The sequence below is a fragment of the Streptomyces minutiscleroticus genome, assembly GCF_014650875.1.
Lineage (GTDB): Bacteria > Actinomycetota > Actinomycetes > Streptomycetales > Streptomycetaceae > Streptomyces > Streptomyces minutiscleroticus.
The window spans coordinates 68,511-81,663 of sequence record NZ_BMVU01000013.1 but is presented as its reverse complement, the minus strand read 5'-3'; the positions used below and the strand labels follow the sequence as shown (position 1 = coordinate 81,663).

Here is a 13,153-nt window from a genome sequence, read left to right as displayed (position 1 = left end):
GCACACGGGCCCCGCAGTCAACGTGCCCGTAACATGCGCATCGCTCCGCACCCCCTCTTTTCGGCCGCCCGGAAGGGGGGCACGGCCGTCGGAACCCGGCGTCACCAGGCTCTGACCGGCGGGAATCGGCCACGGGCAAAGACTTGATCAACGGCGTCCCAACTTTCGTCGGGGCGGGCCGGACGCGTACGGCTCCGGGCACCCTTGACCCACGTGAAACGCTGATCACCCGCGCATCGCACGGCCGAACCGGGGGGACGAGGCGAGAGGAGCCCGGAGAACGTGAGCGAACCACTGGGAGTGGCGGTCCTGGGCGCGGGCCGCATGGGGGCCGACCACATACGGCGGCTCGACCGCGTGGTGAGCGGCGCCCGGGTGGCGGCGGTCGGCGACCCGGACCGCGACCGGGCCGAAGAGGCCGCGGCCGGCATCGACGGGGTGTCGGTGCACACCGAGGCGGAGGCCGCGCTCGACGCGCCGGGCGTGGCGGCGGTCCTGATCGCCTCGCCCGGCCCGGCCCACGAGGAGGCGCTCCTCGCGGCCTTCGCGCGCGGGCTGCCGGTGCTGTGCGAGAAACCGATGGTGCCCGACGCGGCGGGGGCGCTGCGGGTGGTCGAGGCGGAGGCGCGGCTCGGGCGGCGGCTGGCGCAGATCGGCTTCATGCGCCGGTACGACACCGAGTACCGGCGGCTCAAGGCCCTGCTCGACTCGGGCCGCCTGGGACGCCCGCTGATGCTGCACTGCACGCACCGCAACGTCTCCTCCCCGCCCGGCTTCACCTCGGCGATGCTGGTCGACAGCTCGGTGTCGCACGAGATCGACGCGGCGCGCTGGCTGCTGGGCCAGGAGCCGGCCGCGGTGACCGTGCTGCGCCCGCGCTCGACGGCGCGGGCCCCCGAGGGACTGCTCGACCCACAGTTCGTGCTGCTGGAGACCGAGGAGGGCGTCCTCGTCGACGTGGAGATCCTCGTCAACTCCGGCTTCGGCTACCAGGTGCGGTGCGAGGCCGTGTGCGAGGCGGGCAGCGCCCGTATCGGCGAGGACCGCGCCATGGTCGTGACCACGTCGGGCGCCGCGAGCGAGGAGGTGCCGCAGGACTACCTCGTGCGGTTCGCCGGCGCCTACGACCGCGAGGTCCAGGAGTGGGTGGACGCCACCCGGCGGGGAGAGGTCACCGGACCCGGCACCTGGGACGGCTACGCCGCGTCCGCCACCGCCGAGGCGGGCGTCCGCTCCCAGCGGACCGGCGCCCGCACCACCGTGGAACTGGCCCCGCGCCCGCCCCTGTTCGCCTGACGCGCGCCCCCGCTCCCCGCCCGCCCGACGCGCCCCCTCGGGCCCGCGGGAACCGGGCGCCGCGCCCGCCGTCCCCTCGGGACCGGCGGCCGGAACGGCCCGGACCTGGGCGTGAGCACCCGGTTCGACAAGACTCGGGCATATGCCCGATGCACCACCGTATCGGGTGTCGCCGAATCCCTTACAGCGCGTCGCCGGCTGTGCGAAAGTCGTAACCGGTCCCTCCGTACACCGCCGGCCGTATCGTTCCCGTATCGGAGTACGTCATGCCGTCCCATCTCCCAGCGGACCGTCCGGCCGCCCGGTCGTCCCCGCACGGTGCGGTCGACGCGTTGATCTCGCTGGCCCGCCGGCTGCGGGGCGACGTGGACGCCGTGCGCCGCGACGCGCCGGCCGCCGGATCGGACCCGCAGGACCGCTGGCAGCGCGCCCTGTACGACCTGGCCGTGCACCAGCTCGACGACCTCGACGCCCACCTGGCGCAGCTCCGGGAGGGCCCGCCGCCCGTCGCGCCCGTCCCCCGGGCCGACCCCATGGCCGGGGCCGTGCCGCCCGCGCCCCGGCCCGGCTCCCTGCTCAGCCGCGTCGGCAGCGCCGACTGGAACCTGCTGACCGACGAGGCGAACTGGTCGGACGAGCTGTACCGGATCCTCGGCCGCGATCCGGCCACTCCCCCGCTCACCCTCGACGAACTGCCGGCCGCGGTGCACGACGAGGACCGCGCGCGGCTGACCGCGATGGTGACGGACTGCCTCGTGGACGCCAAGCCCATCGACGGCGAGTTCCGGATCGTGCGCCCGGACGGCACCGTGCGGACCGTGCACATGATGGGCGAGCCCGTGCTCGACGCCGACGGCGGCACCGCCTCGATGTGGGCGGTGCTGCGGGACGTCAGCGAACTGCGCCGCCGCCGGCGGACCGTCAGCGAGACCCGTGACTCGCTGCAGCGCCAGCGGCACTTCGCGCAGACCGAGCACCGGCTCGCGGTCGAGCTGCAGGAGGCCGTGCTGCCGCCGTGGCGCGGTTCCCTGCGGCTCCCGCGCCAGGGTCCGCGCGCCCTGGACCTGGCCGCCCGCTATCTGCCGTCGGCGACGGGCGCACTGATCGGCGGCGACTGGTACGACGCCCTCGAACTGCCGGAGGGCGAGGCCCTGCTGTCCGTGGGCGACCTCACCGGGCACGGCGCCGCCGCGACCTCCGGTACCGCGATGCTGCTCGGCGCGGTGCGCGGCATGGCGATGTGCGGCACCGGTCCCGCGCTGCTCCTCGGCCGGCTCAACCAGCTGCTGGACAGCACGGTCCAGCCGGTCCTGGGCAGCGCGGTGTGCTGCCGCTACCGTCCCGAGGACCGCACGCTGGTGTGGGCACAGGCGGGACACCCCGCCCCGCTGCTGTTCCGCGACGGGACGGGGCACGCCCTGACGCCACCGGACGGCGTGCTGCTCGGTGCCACCCCGGGCGCCGCCTACGGGCAGGCCGAGGTGAGGCTGGAACCGGGCGACCTGCTGCTCCTCCACACCGACGGACTCGTCCCCCGGCGCGGCGGCGCGGCGGCGGCCGACCGGCTCCTCGGCCTGGCCCCCCGCTTCGGCGAGGCGCGCACCGCGCAGGACTGCGTACGGACGGTCGTGGAGGAGTTCGACGAGACGCACCGCGAGGACGACGCCTGCGTCCTCGTGGCGAGGGTCGTCTCCTGAACACCCTTCTCCGTCCTGTCCCGATCTCCGTCCTGTCCCGAACGGCATTCCCGCCCCGGACGCCCGTGTGCGGCTCGGCGTCCGGGTTCGATTCCGCTACGCCTGTCACGCCTGCGCCGACGCGCCGTCGCCCCCCTCGGATTCCTCGGGCCCGGACCCCTTGGGCTGTCCTGCCTTGGACTTGGCGGACTTGGCCCCGCCCTTGGGCAGGGCCCTCTCGATCTCCTCGCGCAGGTCGTTGATCTTCGGATAGCCGGAGTACTGCGCCGTCAGCCGGTACATCTCGCGCAGCCGGTCCCAGGTGCGGTGCGAGGAGTTGGCCCCCATCGACACCAGGGCCAGCCGTGCGTAGCGGTCCGCCTGTTCGGGGTCGTCGGCGATGAAGCAGGCCGAGGCGAGCGACAGGTAGTCGAAGATCTGCGACCGCTGCCGGCCCTTCTCGCGCAGGTCCAGGGCCTCCTTGGCGTGGCGCTGCGCCGTGGTGGCCGCGGCCGGGTCGTGCTCCGCCAGCGTCCGGTAGGCCAGCGCCTGCATGCCGTGCAGGTCGGCCTCGTCGAACATCTGCATCCAGCTCGGCGGCGGCACGTCGCCCTTGTCCGAGACGAAGAGGTCCTCCGCCCGGCCCAGGGTGCGGCGCATCGCCTGGCCCTGCCCCATCGACGCCTGCGCCCAGGCCTCGATGGTGTACAGCATGGCCCTGGCCCGCGGCAGGGTCTCCTCGCCCGAGCCGGCCTTGGCCAGCTTCATCAGGTCCAGAGCGTCGTCCGGCCGCCCCAGGTGCACCATCTGGCGGGCGGCGCGGGACAGCGCCTCCCCGGCTCGGGGCCGGTCCCCTCCCTCCCGGGCCGCGTGCGCGGCGATGACGAAGTACTTCTGGGCCGTGGGCTCCAGGCCGACGTCGTGCGACATCCAGCCCGCGAGGACGGCGAGGTTGGCCGCGACGCCCCACAGGCGCCGCTGCAGATGGTCAGGGTGACGGTAGGCGAGCATGCCGCCCACCTCGTTGAGCTGCCCCACGACGGCCTTGCGTTGCAGCCCGCCGCCGCGGGCCGCGTCCCAGGCCCGGAACACCTCGACCGAACGCTCCAGTTCCTCGATCTCCTGCGACCCGATGGGGGCGGCCTCGTAGCGGTCGAACCCAGCGGGGTCGGCGTGCAGGGGTCGGTCGAAGTCGGGAGCGTCGGCAGCCAGGGCCGGATCGGATTGCAGCCAGTCGTGCATGGCGCTGCTGAGTGCGGATCCTGCGGCGAGCGCGGCGCCCGCGCCCACCAAGCCGCGTCGGTTGAGCATGAGGTCCATTCCCGTGAATTCGGTGAGGACCGCGGCGGTCCGCTCGGGCGCCCACGGCACTCCGTCGGGGTGTTCCGCATCCCCGCCGCCCTGCCGTCTCCCCGTGCGCCCGTGCCGGACCAGACCGAGGTCCTCCATGGTCACGACACGGCCGAGACGCTCGGTGAACAGGGCCGCCAGCACCCGCGGCACCGGATCGCGCGGGATCTCTCCCATGTCGATCCACCGCCGCACCCGCGAGGTGTCGGTCGCCAGTTGGGGGTGGCCCATGGCCGCCGCCTGCCGGTTGACCAGCCTCGCGAGCTCGCCCTTGGACCAGCCGGCGAGGCCGAACAGGTCCGAAAGACGGGTGTTGGGTTGTCCGCTCACGTCAAGCCCCCAGGTTCTCGGCTGAAATTGACAGTAACCCTCCGTCAGTTGCTGAGCGACTATTCGCCAGGGTTCGCCAGGGTGCGCCAGATGGTGTGCCACTGGCCACCGGGTGTCGGGTAGGAGTGCGCCATCCCGACCCGGCCGCCGCAGGGACATTCCCCAGGGTGCTCCTCGTCGGCCGGGCCGGGCGGCGCCGCACCTCGCAGGCACACGAAGGGATCTGTATCCGCTCATGTACGCAGCATCGTCTTCCGTGTCCGCTCCGCCCCGGTCGCTCCGTACGCGCCCTCCCGTCCCCGGCGCAGGCCGGCCCGGCGAGGCGCCCGACGGAGCCCGTTACGACCCCGCGCGCCAGGGGCCCTCCGTGCTCGGCGCGGGCCGGACACGACGCGTACCGGGACCAGGCACCCCACCGCTCAGCGGGAGACTCGACTTGTCCGGCCCCCAGGGGACGCAGCTGCGCGCGGCCATCGCGTCGGTGCACCGGATCTGCCCGGAGTTCACTCCGGTGCAGGTGCTGCGTCGCAGCGGACGCTCCGTGCTCCTGGTCGGCACGACCGGGCGCAGCACGGCCGTCGCCAAGTGTTTACTGGACCACTCGCCCCTGTGGAAGGAGCGGATCCGCCACGAAATAGCGGCATACCGCGCGTTCGTGCGGCACCGCCCGCCGGTGCGGGTGCCGCGGCTGATCGCGGCGGACCCGGACAACTGCACCCTGGTCGTCGAGCGGATGCCCGGCCGGGCCGCGGCGCTGCACCGGCATCCGGCCGAGGCGCCGCCGCGCGCGGACATCAGGGCGGTGCTGGGCGCGATCTGCCGGCTCAACGCCTGGCGGCCGCCGGCGGGCACGTTCGACGCGCCCCTCGACTACGCCGCACGGATCGCGCGCTACCACGAGCTGGGGCTGCTGACCGACCGGGACATGGGCGACCTGCAGAAGCTGATGCACGGCATCGCGCACACGGCGGGGCGGCAGGGCATGGGCCAGTTCTGCCACGGCGACGCGCTGCTGTCGAACATCCTGCTGTCGCCCCCGGGCCCGGTGCTCGTGGACTGGGAGCACGCGGGCTGGTACCTGCCGGGGTACGACCTCGCGACGCTCTGGGCGGTGCTCGGGGACGCCCCGATGGCGCGGCGGCAGATCAGCCAGCTCGCCCAGCAGGCGGGCACGGCGGCGCGGGACGCCTTCCTGGTGAACCTGATGCTCGTCCTGACCCGCGAGATCCGGACGTACGAGACGGCGGTGCAGCGCTCGATGCACGAGACGGCCCCGAAGGCGCCGGGCCCCGCCCACCCCGGTGCCGCGCCGTCCGGCGAGGAACAGCGGCTGCTGCTGCGGCGGCTGCACGACGACTGCCAGCTGGCCCGGCGGGCCGTACGCGCGGCGGTCGGCACTCGCTGACGGGGAGGAGGCCCGCGGTGCGCCCGGACGGGGAGGCGCACCGCGGGCCTCCGCGTGCCCGCCCGGCGTCGCGGCCGACCGCGACGCCGGGCGGATCATTGGTCCATGCCACTGACGCCGCGCAGGCCCGTCGGCCGTCGCGGCGAAAATCCCGTCCACCGCCGCTGACGTGGGAAATCGCCGTACCGCACAGGTGATTGACGGATCGTCCGGGAGCCGCTACCACTGTCGTTCGGCTCCGCACGGCCCGTCAACGCCCGTTCGTAGGAGGCTGCATTGCGAGGACCCGCCACCGGCACCGGACCGGCCGCCCGACACGGCCGGTCGCGCAGAGCGGCGGGCGCCCTCGCCTCCGCCGCCCTGCTGCTGCCCCTGCTCGGAGCGGCACCGCCCGGCACCACCGCGACCACCACCGCCGCCGCTTCCCCGGCCCGGCTGCAGGACGCCTTCACCGCCGCGGCGGCCGAGTACCGCGTCCCGCGCAGCGTGCTGCTCGCCGTCTCGTACCTGCAGTCCCGCTGGGACGCGCACGGGGGCGCGCCGAGCGTCACGGGCGGCTACGGCCCGATGCACCTGACCGACGCCCGCACCGCGCTCGCCCGCACCGCGGCGTCCCACCACGGCGACGCCGCGGAGGACCCGCGCGGCGACGACGCCCGCCCCGCGCCGCACCCGGACGCCGGGGTGCCGCGGACCGCCGAGCTGCCCGCCCGGCTCAGAACCCTGCCCAGAGCGGCCGAGTTGACCGGGCTGCCCGCCGAGCGGCTGCGCACCGACCCGGCGGCCAACGTGAGAGGCGGCGCCGCCCTCCTCGCCGACGCCCAGCGGCGCCTGGGCGAGCCCCTGGGCGGCGACGGCGCCGGCTGGTACGGGGCCGTGGCCCGCTTCTCCGGGGCGGACGACAGCGCCACGGCGGCCCGGTACGCGGACGACGTCTTCGAGGTGATCCGCCGGGGCGGGGCCCGCACCACGGACGGCGGTCAGCGCGTCGCCCTCGCCGCCGAGCCGGGGGTGCGCCCGGACACCTCCCAGCTGGGGCGAGCCGGCCTGCGCACCGCGTCCGCGGCGGACACCGAGTGCCCGAGGACCGTGTCCTGCGAGTGGGTCCCGGCGCCCTACGAGGAGTTCGGCGAGGGCGACTACGGCAACCACGACCTGGGCGACCGCCCGGCTTCCCAGCGCGTCCGGTACATCGTCGTGCACGACACCGAAGGCGTCTGGGACGGGGTCCTGAACATGGTGCAGGACCCCACCTACGTCTCCTGGAACTACACGCTGCGCTCCACCGACGGCCACATCGCCCAGCACGTGAAGGGCAAGGACCTGGCGTGGCACGCGGGCAACTGGTACGTCAACGCGGCCTCCGTCGGCCTGGAGCACGAGGGCTTCCTCGCCGACCCGGACGCCTGGTACACCGAGGCGATGTACCGGTCCTCGGCGCGCCTGGTGAAGTACCTCGCCCGGAAGTACGGCGTCCCGCTGGACCGGCAGCACATCCTCGGCCACGACACCGTGCCGGGGACGACGGCCGCCACGATCCCGGGCATGCACACGGACCCGGGCCCGTACTGGGACTGGCGGCACTACTTCGCGCTGCTGGGCGCGCCGCTGCACCCGACGGCCCGCGCGGACGCCCCGGTGGTGACGATCCTGCCGCACTACGAACGGAACCGGCCGGTCTACACGGGCTGCGAGGGCGCGGGCGAGCCGTGCGCGCCGCACGGGTCGAGCGCCGTGCGGCTGCACACCGCACCGCGCGCCGACGCGCCGCTGGTCAAGGACGTCGGGCTGCGCCCGGACGGCGGGGACTCCACGACCGACGTCAACGACCTCGGCTCGCGGGTGTCCACCGGCCAGCGGTACGCGGTCGCGGACCGGCGGGGCGACTGGACGGCGATCTGGTACCTCGGCCAGAAGGCGTGGTTCGAGAATCCGCGGAAGCGGCCGGCGGCGGTGGGCGCGACCGGGACGGTGGTCACGCCCCGCGAGGGCCTGGCGGAGGTGCCGGTGTACGGCCGGGCCTATCCGGAGGCGGACGCGTACCCGGCGGACGTGCCGGTCCAGCAGGTCTCCCCGCTGCCGTACCGGCTGCTCGCGGGGCAGCGGTACGTGGCCGGCGACCGGGTGCCGGGCGAGTACTCCTACGCGGTCACCTTCGACACCGCCTCCCACCGGGTCGTGCGCGGGGACGATCTCTACTACGAGATCCAGTTCGGCCACCGGGTGGCGTTCGTGCGGGCCGCCGACGTGCGGGTGGTGGCGTCCGGCGGGTGAGGCGGGACCACGGGGAAGGGGCCGGGCGTGTGCCCGGCCCCTTCGGGAACCGTCGGCTCCTGCCGCTCAGCCCTGCTGGAAGAGCTCCGCCGGCAGCGGCTTGAGCAGTGCGTACAGGTCGTCGGTGATGGGGCGGTCCCAGGCGGCGATGGTCACCAGGACGTTGTCGCTGCGGTCGAACTGGACGCAGGAGATGCGTTCCTCGGACAGCTTCAGACGGCGCACGATCAGGAGGTTGTCGCCCTGCATGACGGGCGTGTCCTCGCTGCCGACGACCGTGACCTCCTCGTCGTTCTCCAGGGCGAGCAGGAGCTGGGCCACCTCGAAGGGGATCTCGCCCTCGGCGACCTCGCGCGCCGGGGAGCCCTCCGGCAGATTGCCGATGATCATCGCGGGGCCGCGGCCGCCGAACAGGTCGTAGCGCAGGAAGACGCCCTGACAGCTGCCGTCGGGGGCGGGCAGCAGACCCGCGCCGAGGTTGCCCGGCCAGTCGCCCGGGTCCATGGCCAGAACGTCGAAGTCGGGCCCGGCGGGGGTGGCACTGCGGCGGCGGAGGAAGGACATGCCGCAATGGTACGTGCACCGGGGTCCGGAACGACGGGGGGCCGACGCGGTCCGCACTGCCGTTTCCCCCAGGGTCTGTCGTCGGGCCCTAGGGCTGCGTCCCTTCGCGGCCCAGGGCCTCCGCCAGTCCCTCCGGGTCCGTCCCCACCTTCCGGTACACCGCCGACAGCAGGCGGACGACGGCCGGCTCGTCGGTGCTCAGCTCGGCGGCGATCAGGGCCGTGCCGCGGCCGCGGGCGGCGAGCGCGGCGGCCGTCCGCTCGCGCGCGGTCAGTGTGTCCGTGCCGGTGCCCGGCACCTTGCACGGCCGCAGCCCGGCGGCGGTCAGCTCGCCGCGCGCCGTCTCGGCCAGCCCGTCCGCGCCGCACTGCGCGGCCGCCTCGAGACCGCGGTACAGGTGGTCGGCCGCCTCCTGCGGGCAGCCGCCCGTGCGGCGCGTCTCCGCGCCGAGGGCGACCAGCGCGCAGGCCAGCTCGTACGCGGCCGGCGAGCGCTCCAGGTGGTCCACGGCCTCCTCCAGGAGCTTGCGGCGGGCGGCCCCGGTGGAGACGTCGGCGGCGGCCCGCAGCGCCTGGCCGATCGCCGACGGGGTGCCGAACCGGCGGGCGCGGTACACCGCGTCGTACGCCGTGGCCAGGGCGCGCTCCGGTGCGTCGGCGTACTCGGCGCGGGCCAGGTGCAGCTGCCAGGGGCACCAGGAGGGGTTGCGGATGCCGCGCGGGTCGAGCCGGCGCCCGGCGGCGGCGAGTTCGGCGGCCGCCTCCTTGGGGCACCCCCGCGCCAGCAGGAGCTCGCCGTGCACGATCTGCGCGTCGGGGAAGACGACGGCGGCGGGGAACGGCCTGCCGAAGGCGTACTCCTCGGCCGTGGCCGCGGCCTCGCAGGTGCGGCCGCGGGCGAGCAGGATCTCGATGAGGATGCCGACGGCGTACCAGTGGGCGGGCGTGCCGGGGCCCACCCGCTCGGCGAGGCGCAGCCCCGCGCGGACGAAGTCCTCCGCCTCGGCCAGCCGGCCGCGCCGGAAGCGCAGGTACGCCAGGAGCGTGTACGCGAAGGAGAGGTGGGCGCCGTGCCAGCCCTGGCGCTCGAAGTCGGCGATCCCGGCGGCGAACAGCTCCTCGGCGCGGCCGGGCCGGTCCGCGTACATGAAGGTCAGGGCGACCAGGACGGGGACCTCGAAGCCGCGGTCGGGCTCGGCCCAGCCCAGGCCGCCGGCCAGGGCGCGTTCGGCGTGCCGCAGGACCACGGGGGCGGGCTCGCCGCGCAGGGTCGCGTCCCAGGCGCGCAGCCCGATGACGTAGCGCTCGGTGAGGTCGCGGCCGCGCAGCCGGTCGGCGAGCCGTTCCAGGCGGCGGGAGCGGGCCGGGTGCCCGGGCTCGTCGGCGCGGAAGGCGTCCCACATGAACTGCTCGGCGACCATGCGCAGCCGCACCCGGGGGTCGGCGGTCGTCCTGCTCTCCCGGGCGAGCGTGTCGGATGCCTCGGTGAGCCGGTCGCTGTGGGCGAGGACCTGGGAGAGCCGGTAGACGATGTGGTGGCGCAGCTCGGAGTCGGTGAGGGGCTCCTCCAGCGCGGCCCGCAGGTGGTTGACGGTGGTCGCGGGCTCGGTGAGCAGCGAGGCGCAGCCCAGTTCGTACAGGACGGCGGCCCGCTCGTCGAAGGGCGGCGGCTCGCGCAGGGCGCGCGCCAGGTAGCGGCGGGCGGCGTCGGGGGCGCCGGCCCGCAGGGTCTCGCGGGCGGCGGCGCGCAACTGCTGTACGACCCACGCGTCGCCCTCGGGGTGGGTCTCCAGGAGGTGGCGGGCGGCGGCGGCCGGGCCGAGGCCCGCGTCGACCACGCACCAGGCGGCCCGGCCGTGCAGCGCCACGCGGACGCCGCCGGGCACGGCGCGGTAGACGGCGGTGGCGATGAGGGGGTGGGCGAACTCCAGGGTGTCGACGCCGGTGAGGATGCGGGCCCCGCGCAGGGCGTCCGCGGCGTCGGCGGCCTCCTCGCGGCCGAGGCCCGCGACGGCCGCGGCGAGCGCGGGCGGGATGTCGATGCCGAGGACGGCGCAGGCCCAGGCGAAGCGCACCGTGGAGGTGCCCAGGCGTTCGAGGCGGGCGACGAGTCCGCTGCCCTTGACGGCGGCGGCGAGGTCGCGCAGCAGCCGGGCGCCGGACCCGGTCGGGTCGAGTCCGCGGTCGCGCACCTTCGCGGTGAGCTCGACGGCCTCGAAGGGGTTGCCCGCGGTGACCGCCCAGCACTCGTGGCAGAACACGTCGTCGGCGCGGGGGCCGAGCATGCCGCGCACGAGCCGGGCGACGGCCGCCGCGCTGAGCGGTTCGAGGTCGAGGGGACGCCGCCCCGCCCGGCCCGGCAGGTCCTTGAAGGACTGCGCGTGGGCGGGCAGTTCGTCGGGCCGGTAGGCGACGGCGAGCAGCAGCGGGAGGTCCTCGACGCGGGACGCGAACGCGGCGAGCCAGCGCAGCGACTCGGCGTCGGCCCAGTGCGCGTCGTCCAGGACGAGGACCATCGGGGCGCGGCGGATCGCCAGGTGGGTGAGCACCCAGTCGAGTCCGTCGCGCAGGCCCTGCTGGTCGGGGGGCGCGCCCTCGGCGGCGGCGCACAGGCCGAGCGCGGGGCCGACGATGGCGTACCAGCCGCCGAGCGTGGTCCGCAGTCCGTCCTCCGGTTCGCCGGCGAGCTGCGGCTGCAGGAGCTGGCGGGCGACGTGGAAGGCGACGCGCTGCTCCTGGTCGCCGCCGCGGGCGGAGAGCACGGTGCAGCCGCGGGCGGCGGCCCGGCGCCGCACCTCCGCGAGAAGGCTGGTCTTGCCGATGCCGGCGTGCCCGGCGAAGGCGAGCAGCGTGCCGCGCGGCCCGCCGGGTGTCGCGGCGCCGTCCTCGTCGACACCGCCGATCCCCCGCAACGCCTCGTCCACGGCGGCGAGTTCGCTGTCCCGTTCCAGGAGAGGGTTGCGTCCTCGTGTGTTGCGCTGCCCCATGATGCGCTCCCTGTCACGGCGTGCACCGACGCGGGGGAGGGTGCGCGCCACGACCCGCGGTCTGCCAGCCTACGCCCGTGAGGGCGCCCGGGAACCCGTCCGACCGCTCCTGACCGAACCGGTCGACAACCGATCAAGCGGAGGGGCTTCCCGCGCCGTCCGACGGACCCGTGGACCCGCGCCGGGCGATGCGCGGGCCTGCGCCGCGCAGTCGCGTGGACCCGCGCCGGGAGGTGCGCGGGACGGCCGTCCGCGGCCGGTGCGCGGGCCGGGTCAGTCGCCGGGCGCGGCGGTGCACTCGTCCCGGTGCGGGGCGGGCGGCACCACCGCGACGGGGCTCACCGCGTGCAGCAGGACGGCCTGGGTGACCGAGCCCGTCATGCGGGCGGGCGCGAGCGGGCGGCGGCGGTGGCGGCCCACTACCACGAGGTCGGCGCCCGCGGAGGCCGCGACCAGGTGGCCGGCCGCGTCGCCGGGCGCCACGGACAGGTCGACGGGCGTGTCGGGCTGCTTGTCGCGGTGGGGCGCGAGGAGGCCGTCCGCGAGGGTCCGGGTCTCGGCCTCGACGGCGTCCCGGTCCTCGGCCGAGGGCGGCACGTAGTCGCCGGGCGCCGCCCAGGTGCGGGTGGGCCACGCGTAGGCGGCGACCACGTGCAGCCGGGCGCCGCGGCGGGCCGCCTCGGCGAAGGCGAAGGCAAGCGCCGCGTCGTCGGGGTTGTCCACGTGCAGGCCGAGCACGACGCGCGGCCCCGGCCCCGCGGCGGACGCGGCGTCGTCCGGGGCGTGGGCCCGGCGGTCGGGGCGGGGCACCACGACGACGGGGCACGCGGCGTCGCGCGCCGCGGCGACGCCGTTGGAGCCGAGCAGGAGACTCGCGAACCCGCCGCGGCCGCGGGAGCCGAGCACCATCAGCTGCGCGGTGGCGCCCAGTTCGGGCAGCAGGGCGCTCGGGGCGCCCTCCAGCCCGACGTACTCCGTGACCGGCCCGTCGGGCCGCGCGTCGAGGATCGCGCGCACCTGGTCCAGGACCGGGTCGTCGACGGGGTCGGGCGGTCCCGCGGTCAGCACCTCCGGCTGGACCCAGTGCGCGTACTGCCGCACGTGGACCACGCGCAGCGGCACGCCGCGGGCCCGGGCCGCCCCGATGGCCCACTCCAGGGCGCGCAGGCTGTCGTCCGACCCGTCGACCGCCGCGATGACCGGCAGGGTACTCATGGAATTCTCGCCTCCGGAACGCCGCTTGCAATGTCCTGGGTCCCAGCCTGGCTCAGG

At 75.8% G+C, this 13,153-nt stretch carries 8 protein-coding genes; 4 read left to right on the top strand and 4 right to left on the bottom strand.

Annotated elements, in window-relative coordinates; translation table 11 throughout:
- Positions 1-282: 282 nt before the first annotated feature.
- Together IE271_RS15780 and IE271_RS15775 are read left to right on the top strand one after the other, a co-directional pair.
- On the top strand, positions 283-1,296 hold the full coding sequence (locus tag IE271_RS15780; protein ID WP_190190934.1) for a Gfo/Idh/MocA family protein: 1,014 nt from the start codon (positions 283-285) through the stop codon (positions 1,294-1,296).
- 266 nt (positions 1,297-1,562) lie between these two features.
- Positions 1,563-2,993: a PP2C family protein-serine/threonine phosphatase gene (locus IE271_RS15775; RefSeq protein ID WP_190190933.1), complete on the top strand. Its 1,431-nt coding sequence runs from the start codon at positions 1,563-1,565 to the stop codon at positions 2,991-2,993.
- 105 nt (positions 2,994-3,098) lie between these two features.
- On the opposite strand, the gene IE271_RS15770 is transcribed toward IE271_RS15775, so the two are convergent.
- Positions 3,099-4,652, bottom strand: a complete 1,554-nt coding sequence (locus IE271_RS15770; RefSeq protein WP_229919363.1) for a DNA-binding protein NsdB — start codon at positions 4,650-4,652, stop codon at positions 3,099-3,101.
- 235 nt (positions 4,653-4,887) lie between these two features.
- Here IE271_RS15770 and IE271_RS15765 point away from each other — a divergent pair, with 235 nt between their 5' ends.
- Both IE271_RS15765 and IE271_RS15760 read left to right on the top strand, forming a co-directional pair.
- Entirely contained in the window at positions 4,888-6,057 is a 1,170-nt protein-coding gene (locus tag IE271_RS15765; RefSeq protein WP_190190932.1) for an aminoglycoside phosphotransferase family protein, read from the top strand.
- Positions 6,058-6,333: 276 nt separating this feature from the next.
- Positions 6,334-8,331 (top strand): N-acetylmuramoyl-L-alanine amidase, encoded by a 1,998-nt coding sequence (locus tag IE271_RS15760; RefSeq protein ID WP_190190931.1) that lies wholly within the window; start codon positions 6,334-6,336, stop codon positions 8,329-8,331.
- 66 nt (positions 8,332-8,397) lie between these two features.
- Here IE271_RS15760 and IE271_RS15755 read toward each other — a convergent pair whose 3' ends face one another.
- From IE271_RS15755 to IE271_RS15745, 3 genes are all read right to left on the bottom strand, one after another.
- The gene (locus tag IE271_RS15755) at positions 8,398-8,895 is read right to left on the bottom strand and encodes a hypothetical protein (protein WP_190190930.1); all 498 of its coding nucleotides are present in this window, start codon (positions 8,893-8,895) and stop codon (positions 8,398-8,400) included.
- An 88-nt stretch (positions 8,896-8,983) separates the two neighbouring features.
- Complete coding sequence (locus tag IE271_RS15750; RefSeq protein WP_190190929.1) at positions 8,984-11,881, bottom strand: ATP-binding protein; 2,898 nt, start codon at positions 11,879-11,881, stop codon at positions 8,984-8,986.
- A 273-nt stretch (positions 11,882-12,154) separates the two neighbouring features.
- The gene (locus IE271_RS15745) at positions 12,155-13,096 is read right to left on the bottom strand and encodes a universal stress protein (protein ID WP_190190928.1); all 942 of its coding nucleotides are present in this window, start codon (positions 13,094-13,096) and stop codon (positions 12,155-12,157) included.
- Positions 13,097-13,153 lie beyond the last annotated feature (57 nt).

What these genes read in the sequence shown, in the direction of transcription:
- IE271_RS15775 (WP_190190933.1), top strand. Translation starts at nt 1,563, where the DNA reads ATGCCGTCCCATCTCCCAGCGGACCGTCCGGCCGCCCGGTCGTCCCCG.
- IE271_RS15765 (WP_190190932.1), top strand. Translation starts at nt 4,888, where the DNA reads ATGTACGCAGCATCGTCTTCCGTGTCCGCTCCGCCCCGGTCGCTCCGT.
- IE271_RS15755 (WP_190190930.1), bottom strand. Translation starts at nt 8,895, where the DNA reads ATGTCCTTCCTCCGCCGCCGCAGTGCCACCCCCGCCGGGCCCGACTTC.
- IE271_RS15750 (WP_190190929.1), bottom strand. Translation starts at nt 11,881, where the DNA reads ATGGGGCAGCGCAACACACGAGGACGCAACCCTCTCCTGGAACGGGAC.
- IE271_RS15745 (WP_190190928.1), bottom strand. Translation starts at nt 13,096, where the DNA reads ATGAGTACCCTGCCGGTCATCGCGGCGGTCGACGGGTCGGACGACAGC.